The sequence below is a fragment of the Ligilactobacillus sp. LYQ60 genome (assembly GCF_045033015.1).
Classification (GTDB): domain Bacteria; phylum Bacillota; class Bacilli; order Lactobacillales; family Lactobacillaceae; genus Ligilactobacillus.
The window spans coordinates 1-23,829 of the sequence record NZ_JBJFZV010000008.1 but is presented as its reverse complement, the minus strand read 5'-3'; the positions used below and the strand labels follow the sequence as shown (position 1 = coordinate 23,829).

The 23,829-nt window shown below is 45.4% G+C and carries 18 protein-coding genes; 13 read left to right on the top strand and 5 right to left on the bottom strand.

Translation table 11 applies throughout. The features are described 5' to 3' along the window. Window positions 1-7: 7 nt before the first annotated feature. Window positions 8-1,492 (top strand): UDP-glucose--hexose-1-phosphate uridylyltransferase, encoded by a 1,485-nt coding sequence (gene galT, locus ACI3EZ_RS06785; protein ID WP_405025924.1) that lies wholly within the window; start codon window positions 8-10, stop codon window positions 1,490-1,492. 294 nt (window positions 1,493-1,786) lie between these two features. Here galT and ACI3EZ_RS06780 read toward each other — a convergent pair whose 3' ends face one another. Next, entirely contained in the window at window positions 1,787-3,127 is a 1,341-nt protein-coding gene (locus tag ACI3EZ_RS06780) for an ATP-binding protein (protein ID WP_405025923.1), read from the bottom strand. Between the two features lie 3 nt (window positions 3,128-3,130). Continuing rightward, on the bottom strand, window positions 3,131-3,847 hold the full coding sequence (locus ACI3EZ_RS06775; protein WP_405024435.1) for a LytR/AlgR family response regulator transcription factor: 717 nt from the start codon (window positions 3,845-3,847) through the stop codon (window positions 3,131-3,133). Between the two features lie 177 nt (window positions 3,848-4,024). On the opposite strand from ACI3EZ_RS06775, the gene ACI3EZ_RS06770 reads away from it, so the two are divergent. The 4 genes from ACI3EZ_RS06770 (at window position 4,025) to ACI3EZ_RS06755 (ending at window position 11,066) form a co-directional block, all read left to right on the top strand. Continuing rightward, a complete protein-coding gene (locus ACI3EZ_RS06770) occupies window positions 4,025-6,451 on the top strand; it encodes a glycoside hydrolase family 3 C-terminal domain-containing protein (protein ID WP_405024436.1) in 2,427 nt (808 codons plus the stop codon). A 21-nt stretch (window positions 6,452-6,472) separates the two neighbouring features. Next, the gene (locus ACI3EZ_RS06765; RefSeq protein ID WP_405025922.1) at window positions 6,473-6,988 is read left to right on the top strand and encodes a hypothetical protein; all 516 of its coding nucleotides are present in this window, start codon (window positions 6,473-6,475) and stop codon (window positions 6,986-6,988) included. Between the two features lie 16 nt (window positions 6,989-7,004). Next, on the top strand, window positions 7,005-8,021 hold the full coding sequence (locus ACI3EZ_RS06760) for a glycosyltransferase family 2 protein (RefSeq protein ID WP_405025921.1): 1,017 nt from the start codon (window positions 7,005-7,007) through the stop codon (window positions 8,019-8,021). Window positions 8,022-8,129: 108 nt separating this feature from the next. Further along, window positions 8,130-11,066: a glycoside hydrolase family 3 C-terminal domain-containing protein gene (locus ACI3EZ_RS06755; protein WP_405024439.1), complete on the top strand. Its 2,937-nt coding sequence runs from the start codon at window positions 8,130-8,132 to the stop codon at window positions 11,064-11,066. A 247-nt stretch (window positions 11,067-11,313) separates the two neighbouring features. Here ACI3EZ_RS06755 and ACI3EZ_RS06750 read toward each other — a convergent pair whose 3' ends face one another. From ACI3EZ_RS06750 to ACI3EZ_RS06740, 3 genes are all read right to left on the bottom strand, one after another. Next, complete coding sequence (locus tag ACI3EZ_RS06750) at window positions 11,314-12,534, bottom strand: MucBP domain-containing protein (RefSeq protein WP_405024440.1); 1,221 nt, start codon at window positions 12,532-12,534, stop codon at window positions 11,314-11,316. A gap of 232 nt (window positions 12,535-12,766) precedes the next feature. Further along, window positions 12,767-13,042, bottom strand: coding sequence for a DUF1827 family protein (locus tag ACI3EZ_RS06745; RefSeq protein WP_405024441.1), 276 nt, complete (start codon window positions 13,040-13,042; stop codon window positions 12,767-12,769). A gap of 106 nt (window positions 13,043-13,148) precedes the next feature. Beyond that, window positions 13,149-15,338 (bottom strand): AAA family ATPase, encoded by a 2,190-nt coding sequence (locus ACI3EZ_RS06740; protein ID WP_405025920.1) that lies wholly within the window; start codon window positions 15,336-15,338, stop codon window positions 13,149-13,151. Between the two features lie 155 nt (window positions 15,339-15,493). Between ACI3EZ_RS06740 and ACI3EZ_RS06735 the strand changes: the two genes are divergently transcribed. The 8 genes from ACI3EZ_RS06735 to ACI3EZ_RS06700 all read left to right on the top strand — a co-directional run bounded on the left by ACI3EZ_RS06735 (window position 15,494) and on the right by ACI3EZ_RS06700 (window position 23,713). Further along, window positions 15,494-15,685, top strand: a complete 192-nt coding sequence (locus tag ACI3EZ_RS06735) for a hypothetical protein (RefSeq protein ID WP_405024443.1) — start codon at window positions 15,494-15,496, stop codon at window positions 15,683-15,685. 150 nt (window positions 15,686-15,835) lie between these two features. Beyond that, window positions 15,836-16,102 carry a phosphocarrier protein HPr gene (locus ACI3EZ_RS06730; RefSeq protein WP_283582203.1) on the top strand — a complete coding sequence of 89 codons (267 nt, stop codon included), beginning with the start codon at window positions 15,836-15,838 and terminating at the stop codon, window positions 16,100-16,102. Next, a complete protein-coding gene (ptsP, locus tag ACI3EZ_RS06725; RefSeq protein ID WP_405024444.1) occupies window positions 16,102-17,820 on the top strand; it encodes a phosphoenolpyruvate--protein phosphotransferase in 1,719 nt (572 codons plus the stop codon). The genes ACI3EZ_RS06730 and ptsP overlap by 1 nt, the downstream gene beginning before the upstream one ends. A gap of 164 nt (window positions 17,821-17,984) precedes the next feature. After that, window positions 17,985-19,175: a glycosyltransferase family 4 protein gene (locus tag ACI3EZ_RS06720; RefSeq protein WP_405025919.1), complete on the top strand. Its 1,191-nt coding sequence runs from the start codon at window positions 17,985-17,987 to the stop codon at window positions 19,173-19,175. Between the two features lie 14 nt (window positions 19,176-19,189). Further along, entirely contained in the window at window positions 19,190-20,227 is a 1,038-nt protein-coding gene (locus tag ACI3EZ_RS06715; RefSeq protein WP_405024446.1) for a glycosyltransferase family 4 protein, read from the top strand. Continuing rightward, window positions 20,211-21,236 carry a YbhN family protein gene (locus tag ACI3EZ_RS06710; protein ID WP_405025918.1) on the top strand — a complete coding sequence of 342 codons (1,026 nt, stop codon included), beginning with the start codon at window positions 20,211-20,213 and terminating at the stop codon, window positions 21,234-21,236. Before ACI3EZ_RS06715 ends, ACI3EZ_RS06710 begins: the two co-directional genes overlap by 17 nt. A 115-nt stretch (window positions 21,237-21,351) precedes the next feature. Beyond that, the gene (locus tag ACI3EZ_RS06705) at window positions 21,352-23,463 is read left to right on the top strand and encodes an LTA synthase family protein (RefSeq protein WP_405024448.1); all 2,112 of its coding nucleotides are present in this window, start codon (window positions 21,352-21,354) and stop codon (window positions 23,461-23,463) included. Between the two features lie 46 nt (window positions 23,464-23,509). Then, the gene (locus ACI3EZ_RS06700) at window positions 23,510-23,713 is read left to right on the top strand and encodes a hypothetical protein (RefSeq protein WP_405025917.1); all 204 of its coding nucleotides are present in this window, start codon (window positions 23,510-23,512) and stop codon (window positions 23,711-23,713) included. The last annotated feature ends 116 nt before the right edge of the window (window positions 23,714-23,829 follow it).

Below are 23,829 nucleotides of genomic sequence, written 5' to 3'. Positions count from 1 at the left end.
TGAGAGCATGAGTGCAGAAACGCTAGTTGATCGGTTTGTTACGGCGGTGATTGCGGCAAGTGATTATACCGCGACGGATCATATTTACTTGGTAAACCGGGTGTTAAACATTGTGGGAGAAGGGCACCAGCAGCCAGCTCCGGATACTGATGAGCTAATTGATTTGAAAGATGCGTTGGTGGCGGTCGCTGTTGCAAACGGTAAAGTTGGTGATACCCAAAATGAACGGGATGCCGTGGGTGCCGAATTAATGAACTTCATTACGCCGGCACCAAGTATTGTTAACCGGCATTTTTGGGATACCTACCAGCACGCTCCCCAGGAAGCACTCGCTGACTTCTTCGCGTTAAGTAAGCGGAATGATTACATTAAGACGCGGGCGATTGCGAAGAACATTGCTTTTACCCACCCGAGTGAATACGGCGACATTGAGATTACGATTAACCTCTCAAAACCTGAAAAAGATCCGAAGCAGATTGCCCTAGCAAAGAAAGTAAAGGCAACGGGCTACCCGAAGTGTAACCTGTGCATGGAAAATGAGGGGTACCAGGGCCGGGTTGACCATGCTGCCCGGGCCAACCACCGGATTATCCGCTTTAAGATTGATGACCACGAGTGGGGTTTCCAGTACTCGCCGTATGCCTACTTCAACGAGCACTGCATCTACCTTGATTCGGTCCACGAGGAAATGGTAATTAACGGTACGACCTTTAAGAATCTGTTGACGATTGTCCAGCAGTTTCCCGGCTATTTTGCCGGAAGTAACGCTGACCTGCCAATTGTGGGGGGGTCGATTCTTTCCCACGAACACTACCAGGGTGGCCGGCACACGTTTGCGATGGAGAAGGCCCCGCTTGAGACCAGGTTGGTTTTTGCGGACTATGAAGACGTGACGGCCGGAATTGTGAAGTGGCCGATGTCAGTTATCCGGTTAAACGGGGATGACCTTGACCGGGTGAGTGCCTTGGCAGCTAAAATTTTGGATGCTTGGCGGAACTACACCGATGAAGCCGTTGGTGTGCGGGCCGAAACTAACGGGGAGCGGCACCATACGATTACTCCGATTGCCCGGATGCGGAACGGCCAGTACGAACTCGACTTGGTTTTGCGGGATAACCAAACGTCGCCGAAATACCCGGACGGTATTTTTCACCCGCACAAGGAATATCAGCATATCAAGAAGGAAAACATTGGGTTGATTGAAGTGATGGGGTTGGCGATTTTGCCGCCCCGGTTAAAGGATGAACTGGCAGTGGTGGCCGATTATATTCAAGGCAAGAACGTGCAGGTTGCTGCTTACCACCAGCAGTGGGCCGATGATATTAAGGCGCGGCACACTGACGTAACGGCGGAAAACGCCATGGCAATCGTTCAGGACGAAGTGGGCGCGGTTTTTGTCAAGGTGCTTGAATGCGCCGGCGTCTTTAAGCGCGATGCGGTGGGCCAACAGGCCTTCATGCGTTTCGCTCAGCAGGTGGGCTTGAAAGAATAAAGTCTTTTGCTAGATAAGATAAAAGGAAAAACGATGAGATTAAGCGGTCGGGGAACCCGGCCGCTTAGTTTTATGGTGGAAGTGTGGCTGGTAGCTGAATAAACAACGGATCATTCAAGCACGTTGTAAATTCACCGTCAATTGAGGCGGCTAAAAAAGTATTGTTAATTTTAAAGACGTTAAAACCGTTACCATTGTGATTTGTGGCTGGTTAAGGACGGCTTCGGGTTGCTTTCTTTGTTTGATTTTCATTTCACAGATTCTTATTAACCGGCAATACAATAGCAGGCACAATCAAGTTTTATTTGATTCATTAATATCTTCTGTTAACGGGATCATAATGCGTAAGCTGAACCAATGGTCGTGGGCGTGCATTGTAAGTGAGCCGTCGTATTTATTAACGATTGATTTAACACTTTTTAACCCATAACCATGTTGCTCCTTATCTTGTTTGGTTGTTGGGGGTAATCCGTCCTTTAGTTGAATGTCATTAGTGATGTAATTTTGAATTGAATAGAGGATAAAATTGGCCTTTTGGACAATTTTTACGTCGATCAAGCGCTGATCGTATTTAGGAAGCTTGATAACAGCTTCAATTGCGTTATCGAGTGTATTTCCCAAGAGACTACAAAGATCCATGGTGTCAATTCCATTTAATAGCTGGCCGTCAGCAATACAGGAAAGGGTAATGTGGTGTTGAATACAGTATGAATTTTTGCGGGTAAGAATGATATCGGCAACGGGGTTGCCAGTTTTTACATCAGCTTTGAATTGGCTAATATCCTGACGAAGACGCTTTATATAGGATAACCGGCGATTATTGTCGCTTTCCGCTTCGATTATGTCAAGTTGATGTTTAAGGTCGTGAAAACGTTGGTTAACTAATTGATTACTTTCACGGTAAGCCTGATATTGTTCGTATTGAAGGTGAAGTGCATTATTAATGGCAGTAATATCACGTTTTAGGTAGTTTTCGTACCTACTATGCTCTTGGACCTTTAAAACAATTAAACCGCATAGGTCAATGAGTGTGCGCATCATAAAAATTGTCGCGGACGAGCCGATAGCGAAGGGGGTATTAAATAAAGCGAACCCTATGTTACTGATTGTAAACACGGTGATCGATAAGGTCGTTGCGATGAATGCATCGTGAATCGTAATGATCGTGATGGGCGCTATTGATGTATGCGAATTATCTAACCAAAAAGAAACTACAAAAAGGATGGCATAACAGGAAAGCATAAATAAAGCTGTAGTTATAAACACTGGATGAGTTTGATTGATTAGATAGCAGTAAAGTTGCCATGCTAAAGATGCCCAGAATTCAGCTAAAATAAAGGCCTTAGCGCATTGATAAACGTTAATTTTGATGCTTACTGTTTCAGTGAGCAGTAAAACAATAAACATCCAGCCAATGTTTATCAAAATCCCCGGAATCCAAAACGTAATCGAAGCCTGTCCCGCTAAAAATTGAAGGGTAATTTGAACGGGGAGTGCGGTGGCCAGAAGTAGTTGTGCCCATGGACGCCGATCAGATTGGGGAATTTGGAAAAAGACAAAGACACACGCAAGCCATTCAGCAAGCGCGGTGTAAAGTCGGGGAATATTTGGTAGGATGTGGCTGATATTCAACATTGACTAATTTATCTCCTTTCCCCAAAAATCGGTGATTGCTTGCATAAAGGCTTTCTTTCGGGGACGGCTAATTTGTAAGTTTTCGGTTCCAATCGTCACAATATTTCGCTTGATTGCAGTTACGTGCGCCAGGTTGACGAGGTAGCAGTTATTACACCGAAAAAAGCCTGAAGGTGTTAATTCAGACTCCACGTTTTTCATTGTGTTTGAAACGTCATAGCATCGTTCTTTGGCGCCATCCCTAATATGAAAATGCAGTACGTGTCCTTCGCTTTCAATATAGTAGATATTGTTTTGCAAAACGTTATAAGTCCCGCGCTTGGTCTTAATTACGTATGTCTTTTGGCGGGCAGTTAATTGTGAAACAATTTGGTCGAAGTGTGCGCTGAAATTAAAATACGTAACTGGTTTTACAAGAAAATCAGATGCTTTTACCGCATATCCTGCGACTGCGTATTGAACGTAATTTGTAACGAAAACGATTACAACTTGTTGGTCAAGGCGGCGAATTTTTTTGGCCGCTGTCATGCCGTCCATTAAAGGCATTTGGATGTCTAAGAAGACGACATCATACTTAGTCGTATATTCGTTAAGAAAAACCATTCCATCTTTAAAACAGTGCACAGTGATGTCGATGTTATTTGCAATACTATATTTTTGAATGTATTGGGATAGAATTTGAAGATCGCCTTTATTATCTTCAACGATTGCGATTTGCATCCAACTCACCTCATCTTAATTACATTATAGGGAAGAAGGACGTAAAAAACATGTAAGAGATCTTCTACAAAATTATTTTTACTACAGATTACGCTAATAGTGGTACAAATTATGCCATTCAAGAAAGCGCTTTATATGAATGCAGTAAAATAACCCTGATGATTGGAGGGATTAACGGTGAACAATCAAGAGTTATTAGAAAAGCTGACACTTGCTGAGAAGGCGGCGTTAGTGTCGGGAAAAAATACGTGGGAAACGAGTGACGCTCACGGAAAGCTGCCATCAATGTGGCTTGCGGACGGCCCTCACGGGTTACGCAAACAGGAAGGAAAGGGGGACCAACTAGGACTACATGCCAGCCGCCTGGCAACCTGTTTTCCAACGGCAGCAACACTTGCGAACAGTTGGGATCCGGATGTACTGGAGATAGTGGGAAAGGCAATTGGTGTTGAAGCATTTGCTTCGGGAGTGAATGCCGTCCTTGGCCCGGGGATTAATATTAAGCGTAATCCCCGTTGTGGGCGTAATTTTGAATACTTTAGTGAAGACCCGTATTTGGCTGGAAAATTAGCAGCAGGGATTATTCGGGGAATTCAAGCGAACGGAACGGTTGCATGTCCTAAGCACTTTGCGGCGAATAACCAAGAATATCGCCGGATGGCATCTAATTCTGTCGTTGATGAGCGGACTTATCGCGAACTGTATACTACTAACTTTGAAATTGCGGTTAAAGAGGGACATCCGCGGATGATTATGTCATCTTATAACATGATTAATGGGACCTATGCCAATGAGAACGCGCATAATTTAAAGAGCATTTTGCGAAATGAGTGGCGGTTTAACGGATTTGTCGTTACTGATTGGGGCGGCGATAACGACCACGTTGCTGGAATCAAAAACGGGGGAAATGTCGTGATGCCATCGTTAGGTAAAATGGGTACTCGAGAAATTATTAACGCGGTTAAGGAGGGGACTTTATCTGAGGATGAATTAGACCAATGCTGTGATCAGATACTAGACGTTGTTGTTCATTCGACGGCTGCAAAGTCATCGAAGGAAACATTGGTCGACTGGAATCATCAGCATACGATTGCACGGCAGGCAGCAGAAGAAAGCATTGTTTTATTAAAAAACACCGACCATATATTGCCACTTATTGCGGGAACGAACGTTGCAGTGATTGGTGATTTTGCTAAGACCCCACGTTATCAAGGAGCGGGATCATCCGTTGTTAATGTTAAAAATTTGGAGAATATGGTCGATACGTTTCCTTTAAAAAAGCAGCTTGATTTTATTGGGTATGCTCAGGGTTACCGGCGAACCGGCAAGCATGATCAGCAGCTGATTGATGAGGCTGTAAATTTAGCCCAAAAAGCTGATGTTGCTGTTGTATGTGTTGGATTAACTGAGATAGCGGAAAGTGAAGGGCTCGATCGTAAAAATATTAAAATGCCGGCTAATCAGTTGGAATTACTTGATCAGCTGTTAGCGACGAAAACCCCCGTAGTAGTAGTACTGGCTGCCGGAAGTCCCCTTTCTATGCCGTGGTTTGACCGTGCTGCGGCAGTTGTTCACGGTTATTTAGGCGGTGAAGCCGGGGCAAGTGCAATGTGGAATGTGTTGACGGGGGATGTTAACCCGAGTGGTCATTTAGCAGAAACCTATCCGTTCAGCGCGGATGACGTTCCTTTTAACACTGACTATCCGGAGACTAAGCGGGACGTATTGTACTTAGAAGGACCATTTGTTGGTTACCGGTATTTTGATACGGCTATGAAGAAGGTGCAGTTTCCGTTTGGATATGGGCTAAGCTATACCACCTTTAGTTATGATGATTTAATAGTTCATGATGACGGGGTTACGTTTAGTATCACTAATACAGGAAAATATGCAGGGGCAACCGTCGCGCAATTGTACGTTGGAAAGAAGGATTCATCCCTTATCAGACCGCAGAAGGAATTACGGGGCTTTAAGAAGGTCCTATTACAACCTGGTGAAACCCGGCAAGTTACTCTTCCTTTTGATGATAAGACGTTCCGTTACTATGATGTTGAACAGGATAAATGGCAGGTTGAAGCAGGGACATACCAGTTGATGGTGGGGGAAAATGTTGCGGCAATTCAGCTGACAGGTACCATTACCCGGCAAGGCGTTTTGCCACAAAAACGACTAGCACCAGCATTTGATAAGTATCGCAAAGCGCAGGTTGCGGCTATTACCCCGAAAGACTTTGAGGTCGTGTACGGAAAGAAACTTCCCGTTGAATTGGATTTGCCTGATAAGAAGGGAATGACGCTTAAACAAACGAACATTTTGGCTGAAATGCGTTACGCACGTAGCTGGATTGGGCGGTGCGTTGCTGGTATATTACGGCGGGCTTTACGGCGAAGCGAAGCTAAGGGGCAGCCCAACCTAAATTTATTGTTTAACTATAATATGCCGTTTCGGGCAATTAGTAAGATGACCGGGGGAATGATTACGACAGAAATGGTCAATAATATTTTAATGATTGTTAACGGTCATTTTTGGCGGGGAAGTTGGTTGTTTGTCAGAAACTTCTTGCGTAACCAACGTGCAACATTACCGGATGATAAAGCGGAATAAATAAGTAAGGGGATGTTTTTAATGAAAGAATCAATTAGTAATAAGGGCCACGGGTTAGTTGCCTTACTTAAGGCTTTTAAGAATAAGTACCCAAATATATATGAATTTATCCTCTTCAATATTATGAGTAATGTTGCCACAATTACTAACTTTTGTGTATTGTGGTTAAGTACATTGCTGCTGTTTAGGGGATTAACGAGCCCATTTGATTGGTGGATTTTCCACTATAGTCCGGCGCAGGGAGGATTAGGCGGCTTTTTAAGCTTTCTGCTTGCCTATGTTTGTGCGCAGATTGTTAATTTTTTCGTTCAGCGTAAGATTGTCTTTGGTGCCCAGATACAGATTAGAAGGGTTATCGGATGGTATATCCTTACTGTGACTGTTGCGGGGCTAGTGTCTGTTTGGCTACCGCCGTACGTCATTAGTGTTCTTACGCCATATATTCATGGACTAGCAGCAACGGTTGCAAATGTATTGAACATTATTATTCAGGTAGTTATTAATTATCCAATGATGAAGTTCGTGATTATGAAATGATTTAGGAGATGGTTTTTTGAAAGACCTTTCGATTATTGTACCGTGTTACAATGCGGAGAATTATATGGAAAGGTGCATTAACTCGCTCTTAATTGGTGGTTCGCAGGTGGAAATCATCATTGTTGATGATGGTTCGAGTGACCGAACAGGAGAAATTGCAGACTATTATGCTCAAAAATTTTCTGATATTGTCCGCGTAATTCATCAACAAAATGGAGGACATGGTGCCGCTGTGACGGCGGGAGTATATGCAGCAACAGGAACGTACGTTAAAGTGGTTGATAGCGATGATTGGTTGGATGCGAAGGCGCTAGACGATGTCCTTACTTTACTTTATCGTTGGCGGCGCAACGGAATAAAGGCTGATTGTTTAATTACAAACTATATTTACGACAAGGTCAATGCACGGCATAAAAAAGTGATGGGATATCAGACGTTACCGCAAGACAGGATATTTAGTTGGGAGGACGTTCGTTTATCCATTGGCAAGTATCTCATTATGCATTCGCTAATTTATCGGCGGGCGGTTTTAGTCGATCAAGCGCACTTAGAGCTTCCTCATCATAAGTATTACGTCGATAATTTGTATGTGTACGAACCGTTGCCGTATGTCCAAACATTGTATTACCTGGATGTTAATTTATACCATTACTTTATTGGGCGTGATGACCAGTCGGTTAATGAACGGGTTATGTTACAACGAATCGATGAACAGATTTTCGTTAATAAACGAATGATTGACTATTATTCACGGGTAGTCGGAAGTATCGATAGAGCATTGGGTCAATATATGGAACGGTATTTAGAAATTATTACCACGATTTCATCGGTATTACTACTCAAGGAAAACTCACCGCAAAGTATTCGACTTAGAGATGACTTGTGGCATACGATTTATGCCGCTGACGAGCAATTATATGAACGCCTTCGTTCAGGAGTATTTGGAAAAGTTGTTAATACGAACGGACGAATAGGTCGTCAGGTGGCTATTGGAACGTATAAGATTGCACAGCGGTTGTATGGTTTTAATTAAGACTACAAATTACGCAGATAAATAGACATCTTATGAAAAAGGAATGTTTTTTGGATGGCTTTTTGTAGAATCAATAATGAAAGCGCTTAATATAAGGGGGGATTTCCTATGAAGGAGCATAAAGCGCGAAGTTTAGTTATTACGCTTGCTGGAATTGCAGTAGCGTTGTTAGTGGTTATTGGCGGTGGTTGGTTAATAATCCAAAATTTACTTAAAGCGGGAGTAGTCCAACTTAGTGACATCACAACGGTCGTTACAAAAGCTGGGCCGTACTTCATTCCACTTGGCATTTTATTTATTTTAATCATTATTGGAATTATTGCATTTTTCAAAAAAAGTGCGCGGTTTAATTTCATGTTTAAGTGGCAATCATTAATGGCCTTCCTTACAGCGTTAGGTTTAACCCTTAACGTTGTTGTCTTCGGCCCGTTAGCGGGATTAATGAATTGTAATTTCGTTCAAGTTGGGAAGGTTAACGCACAAACTGTTCGGCAGGGAGAGCGGGTGTCTTCTGATGTTGCCGATCAGGGGATTGTTCTTTTGAAAAATAAGGATAATTTCTTACCGCTGAAGAACCAAAAGAAGGTAAATGTCTTTGGGTGGGCATCGACGAATCCGGTTTACGATGGCTCTGGTTCAGGGCAGATCAGTGGCGGAAAAATGGTGAATATTTATGATAGCCTTCATGCGGCTGGTTTCGAGACGAATAACCACCTTGAGCGATTTTACCAGCATTACCGGAAGACCCGGCCGGTAATCTCAATGTCTAAGCAGGACTGGACGTTACCTGAGCCCAAAACGAGTTCCTATTCTACAAGCATGATGAATCATGCGCGGAAGTATTCGGACACTGCTGTGGTTGTGATCGCACGTTCAGGCGGTGAAGGAGCAGACCTTCCAAAGGATATGGGGAATCTGCCAAAGAGTGCGAAGTACGCCGGAAATAAGGGCGACTTTAAGAAAGGCGATACGTATTTACAGTTATCGCAAACAGAGAAGAATATGCTAGCGATGGTAAACCGCAACTTCAAGAACGTAGTGGTTGTGGTTAATTCAGCTAATCCCATGGAGTTAGGTTTTCTAAACCAGTATGACCATATTAAAGGTGCCGTTCAGGTTGCTGGGCCAGGAGCGCATGGGTTTACGGCATTAGGAAAGGTGTTGTCAGGAAAAGTTGATCCGTCAGGACGGACGGTTGATACGTATGTTTATGACTTAAAGAAAACACCGACCTTTAATAATTTTGGTGATTTCCACTTTGCAAATGATCCTAAATTAAGTTACGTGCGGTACGTGGAAAATATTTATGATGGTTACAAATTTTATGAGACTTACTACTTAAATAACCAAGATGGTTATAAAAAAGCAGTGCAGTACCCATTTGGTTACGGCTTAAGTTACACAAAATTTAATCAGCAGATGAGTAACCTAAAGACTGATGATAAGGGGAACGTCTCGTTTACTGTTACTGTTAAGAATACCGGGAAGGTTTCAGGACGCGATGTTGTTCAAGTATACTACACTGCGCCGTACACTAATGGTGGAATTGAAAAGGCAGCCACAAACCTACTCAACTTTGCGAAGACAAAGAACTTAAAACCAGGAGAGTCGCAAACGATACGGTTCCACTTTAACCGGCAGCAAATGGCATCATATGATGAAAGCAACGGCGGGGCGTATGTGCTGGATCCTGGAAAGTACCAAATTCAGCTCAAGAATAACGCGCACGATGTCATTGCCTCTAAGGATTATATGATTAATCAACCGATTCGTTATGCCGGCAAGAATAAGATGACTACTGATAAGCGCGCAGCCCATAACGAATTTCAGGACGCAGAAGGTAAGCAGTTAAATATTACTTATCTGAGCCGGAAAGATAACTTTGCTAATTACTCCCAGGCGACAGCTGCCCCGGGAAAGGTGAATGCAACGCCGGATATCATTCACCATGCTACGGTTGGAAATAATAATCCATTGCCAAAAGCCGGCAAAACAACCATGCCAGCAATGAACAAGAAAGAAAATATTGAGCTTGTCGATTTACGGGGGAAGAGTTATAACGACCCACGGTGGCAGAAGTTAATTAGTAAGTTATCAGTTAAGGATATGGCCAAATTAATTGGTACTGGCGGATACCAGACTATTGCTAACCGTAAGATCGGGAAGGTCCACACGAACGATTTTGATGGCCCAGCCGGATTTAGTAGTTTCTTTGCGAAGAACATGAATACTACGGGTTTTCCAGTTGAGACGATGATCGGGGAAACATGGAATAAACGAATTGCCCGGCAAATTGGGCAAACAGCCGGGAAGGAAGGAAAAGAAATTGGTCTCAATGGATGGTACGCACCGTCGATGGACTTACACCGGAGTGCCTTCGGTGGCCGGGATTTTGAATACTATTCTGAGGATGGTACCTTGTCTGGCTACATGGCAGCTAATACGGTTAAGGGTGCTCGTCAGTCAGGAGTTTACCCGTACATTAAACATTTTGCGATGAACGAGCAAGAGACGAACCGGATGGCCAATTTAACAGAATGGGCAACTGAGCAAGATATTCGGGAGAATAACTTGCGCCCGTTCAAGATGGCAGTAGAGAAGGGGCATGCTGATGCCGCCATGAACGCCTTTAACTTTATCGGCGATAAGTGGTGCGGCGAGAATAGTCATTTGCTTAACAACGTTCTACGGAGCGAGTGGGGTTTTCACGGACTAGTATGTACAGATTACTTTGTTCAGATCCCCGGAGGCTTTATGAATGCATCTAAGGCTGTAATGAACGGAACGGATCTGATGTTGGCTCCTAGTGGAACAAACTTATCAGGGACAAGCAATCCAAAGGTTGTTCGGCAAATGCAACGGGCAACGCACAACATTCTGTACACCGTGGTTAACAGTAATGCGTATGCTCATTACCATAAGGGGCAAAGCTTGCTACTTCCTTGGGAGCACAAAGTAATTGATGTTGATATTGCTGCGGTAATTATTTTGTTACTTGCAGAAGGATTAATTGTATTTGCTTACCGGAAAAAGTACGTGGCGTAGTGCTCTAGCTACAACGAAACCAAGTAAATAGGAAAATTTTGAGTAAAGAGGGACGTTTCGGCGGAAATTTCGCCGAAACGTCTTTTTTAGGTTTAACTCTGGATGGCAGTGTTCCTGGTAATTTCTCTTAGATTCGGAACTAGCCTTTAGGTGAGTATCACTTATTATTAAAAAATTAAGCCACTTGTTGGAAGGGATTAATAAAACACCTCATTGGGGAGATTCACGTTATCTCCCCAACAAGGTGTTAGTTGTGCTGTTCAATTGCCTGCTTTTCTTTTGCCGAAAGGTTATGCAAGGCTTTTGTGTACTGGCGCGGAATCCATCCGCGGTCGTCTACCTGGTACCAGATCATATTCTCAGTGCGGACGCTTCCAGTGATAATGACCGGCGTTCCGTGGGTAATCTCATCAATTCGGTGGCCAAACGGCTGGTCATATAGCGCCGCTTTCTTTCCCGGAACAAAGTCAATGCGGGCATAATCGTGGTACTGGTTAGTAAACGTGTTTTCAGTTGTCCGGCTTGGGTGTAACCATGCTGGCATGGCAGGACGGGTAACCGAAGTGACCTGATCGTTGGTTTGTTCGATCCAAATATTTCCGCCCATGCAACACCATACTTGGTGATTGGTGAGGGTGACCGTCTCGTAAACGTGCCAGATGGTCCCCTTAACGAGGGTAATCCCAACGGGCTCACCCGCCGGACTATCATAGCACGGAACGAATGCGTCCATCTGGAGGTCCCGCGGATCATAGTTAACCGTTTGCCAGTCTGCCCGTCGGTAGAGGTAGGTAACAGTTTGCTGTTCCTCAGTAAACTGACCTCGTGCCGGACCATCCGCCCGAATCAGGTTGTAGTGATCAATAAACGGAGAACTCAGGTTATACTGAGCGTGCAACTTTCCGTTAATAAACCGCGGGTAGGCCAGAAGGTTGAGTTCGTCAATATCGCGGCAAAACATCCATACTTGCCCACCATTTTGTCGCCGGTATGTGAGCGTCATGGTACCATACGGATCGACAAACGAACTCACAAACCCCGTAATGTGAATCAAATCATAGCCCGCAAACTCGCGGAACTGGAGGCGCAAAGGGGCACCGAGCCGACCATGAATAACCTGGGGTGCCGCCATGCTTTTTTGATGCTCATCCTGGTAAATAATTACCAGCGTAGCGTCTGGTGCATCCCGGCGCACTTCCGGCTTGGCGGGTTGGTTTTGGTGTTGTTCTTTTTGGACTGGGTAAAAACGTTCAATGGGGGCGCTCACTGGTATCTGATTAGTAACCACCTGACGTCCACTTAGTGGTGTTGGCCGGGCCACAGTGGAATTTGAAATTGATGAAATGTCAGAAATTCCGGTTTCGCGGCTTACCTGGTGGAACCGTCGTTGGGAACCAGCGGGGGACTTCCGCTGTTGTCGCCGGAAATTAAAGCTCCGGCGTTTTTTATGAAATAACCGCGCCACCATCAGGGCACCTCCGTTCGTCAGTAATACTTAATTGTTATTATACAATAAAAAAGAGGACGTGCCAAAACGAAGAAACGGCTGTGTGAAAGTAGTATACCGAGCGTATTCCTTAGCACAACTTCGGTGGTCTTAGCTCGTTTGTTTTGGCACCAGCTATTCGGAAAAACAAACGAGGTTAAAACTGCTGTTCTAACCTCGTTTGTTGTAATTTTAGTTTTACTAGAAGTGGTGGTCATGCGTACCGCTTTGCCGTTAACGTGGTCGTTGCGCCTTTTTGGGAAACCACTGGGGTTTTGGTTGGGAAAAGGTGCCGGTGCACATGTGCCAGTTCTGCGGGCGTAACGGGGCGGTGATGGTTAGTAATTGTCACCGTATCAGTCGTCATCCCGCACCGGTGGGTGACCAGTGAATTTCCCAGGGTGTAAATTTGGATAAACCGTAGGGGGGTGATAACCAGTTCACGGTGAATCTGGTCAGCGTAGTTGTTGGTTACGTTAACTAGGTGCATCGTGTGTCCTCCTTGTATGTGATTAATCGTAGTATAACGAAACCAGGCAGTTAAGTTAAAGCCTAACTGCCTGATTTATAAAAATACTAAACTTTCTTCTGAATTCTTAAGCGGTTGGTTTTTGAGCGGTTTCTTTTGAATCATCGCTTCCAATTACAATTTGATCATCCTTAAGCCGGGCGACAAACTGCTTGGTCTTCGGGTGTTCAAGGTAGTAGTCAGCAACCTGATCCTCAATTTGTTCTTGGATTACCCGCCGGAGTGGCCGGGCCCCCATCTTAGGATCATATCCGAGTTCAACCAGCTTGTCCTGAACCGGAGCGGTTACGTGGATTGATAATCCTTGCTGTGCCAGCATGCCGTTGACGGTGGTCAGCATTAGGTTAACGATCTGCTTTAAATCATCCTGGGAAAGCGGCTTAAACTCCACGATGTCGTCAAACCGGTTAAGAAACTCAGGCTTAAAGTAGTTGGTTAACTTATCAATTACGGAGTGGGTGGTCCCGTTGTTTGCGGCGCCAAAGCCTACGCTCGTGACGGAGTCGCCACTGCCGGCGTTACTTGTCATGATGATAATTGTATCCTTGAAGCTAACGGTTCGTCCCTGTGAATCGGTTAGCCGTCCATCGTCAAGGATTTGTAAGAACATGTGCATGACGTCCGGGTGGGCTTTTTCCACTTCATCCAGGAGAATTAGGCTGTATGGGTGCCGCCGCACCTGCTCGGTTAACTGACCGGCTTCTTCGTAACCAACGTATCCCGGAGCCGCTCCGATTAATTTGGAAACGGAGTATTTTTCCATGTATTCACTCATGTCAAAGCGAATCATAGCGTCAGTCGTACCGAAGAGTTCCCGCGCTAACTGCTTAGCGGTCTCCGTTTTACCAACTCCGGTTGGCCCGACAAAGAGGAAAGAACCGATTGGCCGCCCAGACTTGTTAAACCCAATCCGGTTTCGCCGAATAGCCCGGGCAACCTTGTCAACGGCTTCATTTTGACCAATAACATGGCTTTCAAGGGAAGCAGCAAGGTTTTTAAGCTGGGCTTGTTCCTTCTCTTTAAGTTCACCTACTGGAATTTCCGTTTTCTCTTCGACAATCTTTTCCATGTCTTGTTCGGTAACCGTTGGGGCGGTTTCACTAGCTTGACTATCCGCTTTCATCCGGTTATACTTCGTGACCTGATCACGATAGTAAGCAGCCTTTTCGTAGTCTTCCTTATTAAGGGCAGCCTGCTTTTGTTCCTCTGCGTTTTTGATTTTATCGTCCAGGGTTTGGGGATCAACCGCATCAATCGTTAAGTTCTTTCTGGAACCTGCTTCATCGATCAGGTCAATGGCTTTATCTGGGAGAAAACGGTCCTGGATATACCTGTCAGACAGCAGTACGGCGGCCTTCAGGGCGTTGTCGGTGTACTTTACGTGGTGGTACGCTTCGTATTTACTTTGAATTCCCTTAAGGATGCGGAAGGTTTCTTCCGTGCTTGGCTCATCCACTTGGACGGGTTGGAGACGCCGGGCAAGAGCAGCGTCCTTCTCAATGGTTCGGAATTCGTTGAGGGTTGTTGCTCCCACTAACTGAAATTCTCCACGAGCGAGGGCGGGTTTTAAGACGTTACCGGCGTCCATGCCTCCTTCGGCATTGCCGGCGCCCACGATTTCGTGAATCTCATCAATAAAGAGGATCGTGTCCTTACTTTGCTTTAGTTCCTGCATTAATTGCTGCATCCGCTGCTCAAACTGTCCCCGCACGCCGGTTCCCTGAACAAGGGAAACAACATCAAGGCGAATAACCTTTTTATTAAGCAGCTTTTGGGGAACGTCACCGTCGACAATTTTTTGGGCGAGACCCTCAACAACAGCCGTCTTTCCAACCCCGGCTTCCCCAATTAGAACGGGGTTATTTTTCGTTCGCCGGTTTAAAATTTCAATGACCCGTTTGATTTCTTGATCACGGCCAATTACCGGGTCAATATTTCCCTTCCGCGCTTCTGCGGTGAGATCCAACCCGTACTGGTCAAGAATCGAACCGCCGTTATTACCACCCTGGTTAGGGTTAGTTTGTGGTCCTCCATGGGATTGGTTGCTACCTCGTTGGTTAGTGGCGGCCATTGACCGGAAGAAATCATCGAGGGAGCTGAAACCAAACGGATCCTGTTGACCATTACTATTACGGTTCGTTTGTTGTTTTAGTTGCTGGTAGCATGACTGGCACAGGTTAAGGGCTGTTTGCCGGCCGTTAACATTCGCTGTTAGGTGGATTGTTGCTGGATTTTGATGACAATTTTGGCACAACATATGATTCACAACCTTTCATTAAGAACGAATTAGTCAGTTAGTCTTTTGACCAACTTTGACCTTTATTCCAATTATACTGATTTTCCTTTTAAACGCAAGGGGGGTATCCTAAAGGGGTGGAATGTACAATTGTTAGAAATGAGGTGGACTATATAATGAAGGATTATAAAAATTTGCTAGAACAGCTTCGCCAGGGGGCGGTTTCTGAATTAACCGTTACGTCAGAGGAATTCATGGACTTTCAGCCGGTTTTGATGAAATACCGGTACAGGAAGAGCATCGTTGGCAAGGCGCAAAAGGGTGGTGCGGTGGTTTACCATTTTGACGGGAAACAAACAATCAATTAATGGGAAAGAGAAGCCAATGAAAGCCTTGTCGTTAAAATAATTTTATGTTATCATCATTGGCGGTAGGTCTGCCGCATAAATGTAAGCGTGTACTTATTGATGTGTGGTGCCTGTGCCTTGAATATATCCATATAAAGGAGATTGTTAGTTATGGAAAAGAAAGACTTTCATGTTACAGCTGAAACTGGGATTCACGCTCGTCCTGCTACCCTGTTAGTCCAGGCAGCAAGCAAGTTTAACTCAGACATTACTCTGTCATATCAAGACAAGTCAGTTAACTTAAAGTCTATTATGGGTGTAATGTCACTTGGTGTTGGTCAGGGGGCTGACGTAACGATTACGGCTGATGGTGCTGATGAAGCTGACGCTATTAAGGCTATTGCTGACACGATGACAAAGGAAGGGCTTGCTGAGTAATGACGAAGACACTGAAGGGAATCGCCGCAAGTGATGGAATTGCCGTTGCTAAGGCGTACATGCTCGTTCAGCCTGACCTGTCATTTGAAGAAAAGAATATCAGTGATGCCAATGCTGAAATCAAACGGCTTCATGATGCGGTTGATGCATCCAAGAAGGAGCTTGAGATTATCAAGCAAAAGGCAACGGAAAACCTCGGTGAGGATGAAGCCGAGGTTTTCGAAGCTCACCTGACGATTCTTTCTGATCCGGAAATGCTGGGCCAGATTGAAGATAAGATTAAAAACGATAAGGTTAACGCTGAAGCAGCCTTAAAGGCCGTAACTGATATGTTTATTCAGATGTTTGAGGCGATGACCGATAATGCCTATATGCAGGAACGGGCTGGGGATGTACGGGACGTTACTAAGCGGGTTATGAGTCACCTGCTCGGAGTAACACTGCCAAACCCTGCTCTAATTGACGAAGAAGTCGTTATCGTTGCGCATGATTTAACGCCGTCTGATACGGCTCAGTTGGACCGGAAGTACGTTAAGGGCTTCATTACTGATATTGGTGGGCGGACGTCCCACTCAGCAATCATGTCACGGACATTGGAAATCCCGGCGGTAGTTGGTTCAGAAACGGCTACGCAGGATATTAAAGCGGATGACATTGTTGCCTTAGACGGAATTGACGGGGTTGCGCTCGTTAACCCGACAGATGCTGAAGTTGCTGATTATCAGCAGAAGGCGAAGGACTATGCTGCCCAGAAGGTTGAATGGGAAAAGTTAAAGAACGCACAGTCAGTGACGGCAGACGGCAAGAAGGTCCTGATTGGGGCAAACATCGGGACCCCGAATGATGTTGAAGGGGCTAATGATAATGGGGCCGAAGCTGTTGGGCTGTTCCGGTCAGAGTTTCTTTACATGGATTCAAGCGAGTTGCCAACCGAAGATGAGCAGTTTGAGGCGTACAAGCAGGCCGTTGAAGGTATGCGCGGCAAACAAGTTGTCGTCCGGACGATGGACATTGGCGGTGACAAGCACTTGCCATACCTTGAACTTCCAGAAGAACAAAATCCGTTCTTAGGTTACCGGGCAATCCGGATTTCACTAGACCAACAGAAAATTTTCCGGACGCAGTTGCGGGCACTGTTGCGGGCATCTCACTACGGCAAACTGGCCGTTATGTTCCCGATGATTGCGACGGTCCAGGAATTCAAGGACGCTAAGGCCATCTTTGAAGAGGAGAAGGCTAAACTGGTTGCTGATGGGGTTCCGGTGGCGGATGACATCGAAGTCGGAATGATGATGGAGATTCCAGCTGCTGCTTTGATTGCTGATAAGTTAGCGAAGTACGCGGACTTCTTTAGTATTGGAACCAACGACTTGATTCAGTACTCAATGGCTGCTGATCGGGGAAACGAACGCGTTTCTTACCTGTACCAGCCGTATAACCCATCAATCCTACGCCTGGTTAAGCACATCATCGAATCTTCTCACAAGGAAGGTAAGTGGACCGGGATGTGTGGTGAGATGGCGGGCGACCAAATTGCGGTGCCGTTGCTTGTTGGCTTAGGGTTAGATGAATTTTCAATGAGTGCAACGTCAATTCTGAAGACACGGAGTTTAATTAAGAAGTTGGATTCAACGAAGATGAGTGAGTTAGCTGCGAAGGCGGTTGACTGCGAAACGACCGACGAAGTTGTTGCCCTGGTAAAGGACTACACAAAGTAGGGTTAACTAAGTGAATGTGGAAGCTTGGCTGGTGCCAAGCTTTTTTATTATTTAAGGGATTAGCGCGCGGATTTGCGGCACGGGATTGATAAAATGTTGCGTGGATTGCATGGAATTCATATAATTGATAGTAACTATTGATTTGTCAGGAAGGGGGGACGCTCGTGAAGGTTGGAATTTTCACGGATACCTATTACCCGCAAGTAAGTGGGGTTGCCACGTCGATTAAAACGTTAAAGAAGCAACTTGAGCGGCAAGGGCATACCGTCTACATCTTCACTACAACGGACCCAAACGTTGATAAGAATGTCTACGAACGGAATATCTTCCGGTTTACGAGTATTCCGTTTATTTCGTTTACCGAGCGGCGAATCGCGGTGCGGGGATTATTTCACGCATACCAGGTGGCGAAGAGACTCCAACTGGACATCGTCCATACCCAAACGGAATTTTCTATGGGGCTCATCGGAAAATTTGTGGCGCATAATCTTCGGATTCCTTGTGTGCATACCTACCACACAATGTACGAGGACTACTTGCACTACGTGGCAAACGGCAAACTGTTACGGCCGGTTCATGTCAAGCAGATGAGTAAGGTGTTTTGTGCGCATATGACGGGAATTGTTGCTCCGAGCGCGCGGGTTTTAACCACCTTACGGGGGTACGGAATAACCGAACCGATTACCGTGATTCCTACTGGAGTTGACCTGGAACGGTACCAGGAGGACGGGACCGTTGCGCGGCAACGGCTGCGGCAACAGTATGGACTTACGTCAGATACGCCGGTAATCTTAACGTTGAGTCGGTTAGCGCTTGAAAAGCATATTGATCGGTTAATTGCGGCGTTACCGCAAATTAAGGCGGCGGTTCCAGGAGTGAAATTAATGGTGTGTGGTGACGGCCCAGCGCGGGACGACCTGGAAACGCAGGTTGCAGCCCTTGGCGTGCAACAAGATGTCATTTTTACCGGCGAAATCCGGCATGCTGCGGTGGCGGATTACTACCACGCAGCCGATTTGTTTGTCTCAACATCGGAATCGGAATCGCAGGGGCTAACATACATTGAAGCGTTGGCGGCCGGGCTTCAAGTAATTGCCACGCATAGTCCGTATACCGATCAGTTATTGGATAATCCTGCCTTGGGAGTTCCGGTTGCGGGTCAGGACGAATTAGTTGCGGTTGTGCACCGGTACATGATGGGAGCAGCACCCCAAATGACGCCGGAAATCCTAAAACCAAAGTTAGCAATGATTTCGGCTGACCATTTTGGGGAACAAATCGTTGCTTTTTACCGGCAGGCGCTTGCGCAACCGGCCATTACTCCGGTTCGTTCCCGCCATAACGCCAATTCGTAATGGGGGATGAATGAATGATCCACGTAAACATGTTGTCATCGGCCACGCGGGTGAAAGGTCAGGGAGTCGGAAGCGCGTATACCGAGCTGGTTCGGCTGTTACGGACGTATCTTGCCGCAGATATTGCGGTGACCGAAAACGACTGGCATGCCAGTTCTATTACCCACTACCACACAGTTGATCCCCAGTTTTATTTATCAACGTTTGACCGGCGAAGGGGGCGCCTGATTGGTTACGTTCATTTTTTACCAGAAACCTTAGAGGGGAGTTTAAAGCTTCCGGGATTGATTGGAACAACGTTTGATAGGTATTTGATTAGTTTTTATAAACGGATGGACCGGTTGGTGGTGGTGAATCCCAGTTTTATTCCCCAACTTACCGCTTATGGGATTCCAGAGGAAAAGGTTCGGTATATTCCGAATTTCGTTGCTAAACGAGAGTTTTATCCCGTTGATTCTAACGAAAAGAGTCGGTTACGGCGCCAGCATCAGTTGCATCCTGGCAGGTTTACCGTCTTAGGGGTCGGCCAGGTTCAGGAGCGGAAGGGTGTTGGTGATTTTATTACCCTCGCAAAGCGGCATCCGGAAATTGACTTTGTGTGGGTCGGCGGTTTTTCGTTTGGCAAGATGACGGCCGGGTACACCCGCTTAAAGGAAGTTGTTGATAGTCCTCCTGATAACCTTTTCTTTCCGGGAATTGTTGATCGGGATAAAATGCGCGAATACTATAATATGGCGGATCTTTTTTTGTTACCGTCGTACAACGAGTTGTTTCCGATGAGTATTCTTGAAGCGTTTAGCTGTGGCATTCCCGTTCTTGTCCGGGAACTTTCCCTTTATCATGATATTATCAGTGGCTTTTACGCTGGTGCTGCTGATGTTGGGGAGATGGAGCAACAGATTATGGTGCTCCGGGATAATTCGGAGCGGCTGCGTGCGCTGCGCTGTCAGGCTGAAGCGGGAGCACGACAATATTCGGAGGACCGGCTAGCGACGGTATGGCGTGATTTTTACAGAGCGGAGGCGATGGAAGCCCATGTCACGGAAAAATAAGGTCATGCTGGCCATTATGCTCGCAGTTGGGGTAGCGATTTTTGCCTTTTCTATGCGAAACGTTTCGTGGCACCTGATTGCTGGTGATATTGCCCATCTTAAGTGGGGCTGGCTCGTGGTTGCCGTGGGTTGCATGGCTCTTTCATTATTCTTAGAATCGCTTGTTGTTCACACATTAGTCCGAAATCGGGTGGCCGCCCATTTTCCGTTGCGGGATGCAATACGCATTCCGCTGGTTGAACAGTTGTTTAACGGCATTACCCCATTTGCAACGGGAGGACAACCAGCGCAGGTATTTGCTCTCCTTCAATCGGGAGTAGAAGGCGGGCAGGCGACTTCGTTGCTCCTGCTTAAATTTGTGGTGTATCAGACGATGATTGTGGTTAACTTTTTGATTTGTTTGGTTGCTGGTTTTCATTACATTGCAGATAAAATCCATGTGATGACGGTGTTAGTTATTTTTGGCTTCTTAATACACTTTGCCGTAATTGCTGGGTTGCTAATGGTAATGTACTGGTATAACTTTACGCGTAAAGCTGTCCACTGGTGCTTGTTGCCGTTGAAGTGGGTGGTAAGTGCGGAGCGGTTTAGCCGGGTTCAGGAGTACCTGACCCTTAAAATTGATAATTTTTATCAGGAAAGTTTGCGGTTGAAGGCCCAGGGAAGATTGCTCGTTAAAATTAACCTATTAACGCTGTTGCAGCTGGCAGTTTATTACGTAATTCCGTACTTCATTTTACTTGCACTCGGGGTCAGCAATGTTTCGCTGATTACGGTAATGACGATGCACGTCCTGATTGTGATTGCAACGTCGCTTTTCCCAATTCCGGGTGGCGCTGGGGGAGCGGAATTTAGTTTTACCCTTGTCTTCTCGACCTTCATGGCAAGTCACACTAAATTAATCTTGGCAATGATTCTGTGGCGGTTAATTACGTATTACCTGGGGATATTTGCAGGGATGATTGCGTTTATGGTAAAACCGCGGCGGATCACGGCTCCGGAAAATTAAGGAGACAATTAAAATTATTCGAAAATGGGGGAGGCATTAGAAAAGATGCCTCTTTTTGTTTATAATTGACTGGTATTCACAGTTTTTCAATTACTTTGAATTGGAGGCAATCACATTGCGTTCATTAGTTAAGAAGGTTCGTGATAAGCTGAGTACGCGTCTGGGTTTCTTTACCATGGTGGTTTCCCTGTTTTGGATTACGTCGTACGTTGCTTACTGGACTGAGTTTAACCTGGGGGTATCCGATCCAATGCAGCAGTTCTTGCTGGTATTGAATCCCATTCCCTTTGCGCTGATTCTGTTTGGAATTGCACTCTTCTTTCGGGGGAAATGGTCGTACTGGATTATGTTGGTGATTGACTGGATTGAGTCAATCTGGTTATTTGCCAATATTGAGTACTACCGGGAATTCTCCGATTTTATCACGATGGGGGTTATTAAATCTGCGGGGGCAGTTTCTAATAACCTTGGACTAAGCATTAGCAAAATTATCCGGCCGTATGACTTCTTTGTATTCATCGGCGTGATTGTGCTAACGATTTTGGTAGTAACAAAGGCTATTAAAGTTGATAACCGTCCTGTTCGGTGGCGGCAGGGAATTATTAGTGTACTTGCGGGGGCGGTGTTATTTTCCATCGACCTGGGATGCGCGTACAAGGATCGGCCGCAGCTATTAGGGCGGACGTTTGATAACAACTACATTGTTAAGTATCTTGGAATGAACTTCTACGCCGGATATAACGCCTACACGACGCATCGGCAAACGGTAACACGAGAACGGGCATCAAGGAAGGATCTCAAGAAGGTTCGGAAGTACACGGAGTCCCGGTACTTACCGCCGAACGTACAGTACTTTGGTAAGGAACGGGGTAAAAACGTGTTCGTGTTCCACCTGGAAAGTTTTCAGCAGTTCTTAATTGACTATAAGGTTAACGGACGTGAAGTAACGCCCAACATTAATAAGTTCTACCATGATCAGCATACGCTTTCGTTTGACAACTTTTTTAATCAGGTTGGTCAGGGGAAGACGTCTGACGCTGAAACAATGCTAGAGAATTCATTGTACGGATTGCCTTCCGGTTCAGTAATGACTGAATACGGTGGGTCCAATACTTTTGATGCGGTTCCGGCAATCTTGGACCAGCACGGATACGCAACTGCTTCCTTCCACGGGGACGTGGGAAGTTTTTGGAACCGGGTAAATACGTATAAGGCTTGGGGGTACCAATACTTCTTTGATAAGAGCTACTATACCGACCGGAAGGGTTATGATATTGGGTATGGGCTGAAGGATAAGATTTTTCTGAAAGAAGAATCCCAGTACATTGAACAGTTACCACAACCGTTCTACGCCAAGATTATTACTTTGACGAACCATTACCCGTATGAGTTGGATAAGAAGAACGCATCGATTCCCAAGACAACAACCGGGGATGATACCGTTGACGGGTACGTTCAGACGGCGCACTATTTGGACCAGGCGTTTGGTGAATGGATTAGCTACTTAAAGAAGACGGGATTGTATAAGAATTCTGTGATTGTTGTTTACGGGGACCATTACGGAATTTCGAATAACCATAAGAAGCCAATTGCACAGTTATTAGGGAAGAAGAGCGTAACACCATATGACCTCGCGATGTTTCAGAAGGTACCGTTTATGATTCATGCTGAGAACCTTAAGGGGGGCATTAATCATACGTATGGTGGTGAAATCGATGTAATGCCAACGTTGCTGGATCTGCTAGGAATTCATGACAGGCAGTACATTATGTTTGGCCAAGATCTTCTTAACCCACAACATGATCAAACGATTGCGTTCCGGGATGGGGATTTTGTTTCACCAACTTATTCGAAGATTGGTAGCCGAATTTACAATAATCAGGGTCAGGTCGTAAATGATAAGTTGACGGCTGCCGAAAAGAAGCGGGTCGCTGAAATGCAAGAGGATGTTAATAAGCAGTTGACGTACTCTGATAAGGTCGTTTTAGGTGACCTATTACGGTTCTACCATCCGAAAGGCTTCAAGCAAGTTAATAAGGCTGATTACGCCTATAACTACGCTAAAGCAATGTCTGAGTTGCGGGAGAATAACAAGAAGCATCCAACGAGTTTGAAGGACAAGAACCACGGGGAAACGTTGGTTAATGACTTTTCAACGGATGCGCCTGAATTGAAGGGCTTAGATAATAATCAGATTTATAAGAATTGGGATAACGGGCAGAATTAGGTTGCCAGTTATGATTAATACACCGGTTTTGTCCGGGAGTTCTTTTATGAACTTACCGGATGAAACCGGTGTTTTGGTGTGGTTAATAAAAAGAAACGTGGAACGCAAAAAGTTGTTGACGATTATCAGATTGGCTGGTAAGATAATAACCGTTGCGAATGAGTGGCTGACCGTTATTAATTGGGACTTGACGCACGGGTTCTTTTCTCGCTATAATAGGTTAGTCGCTTGGGCGACGGTAGATCTTTGAAAACTGAACACAGTATCGACGAATTAAATGTGTAGGGCTCTTTTGAGCAACATAATTTAACGAAGTCAAACTTCGCTAGTAATAAATAATGAGTCACGAATTCAAAATGAGAGTTT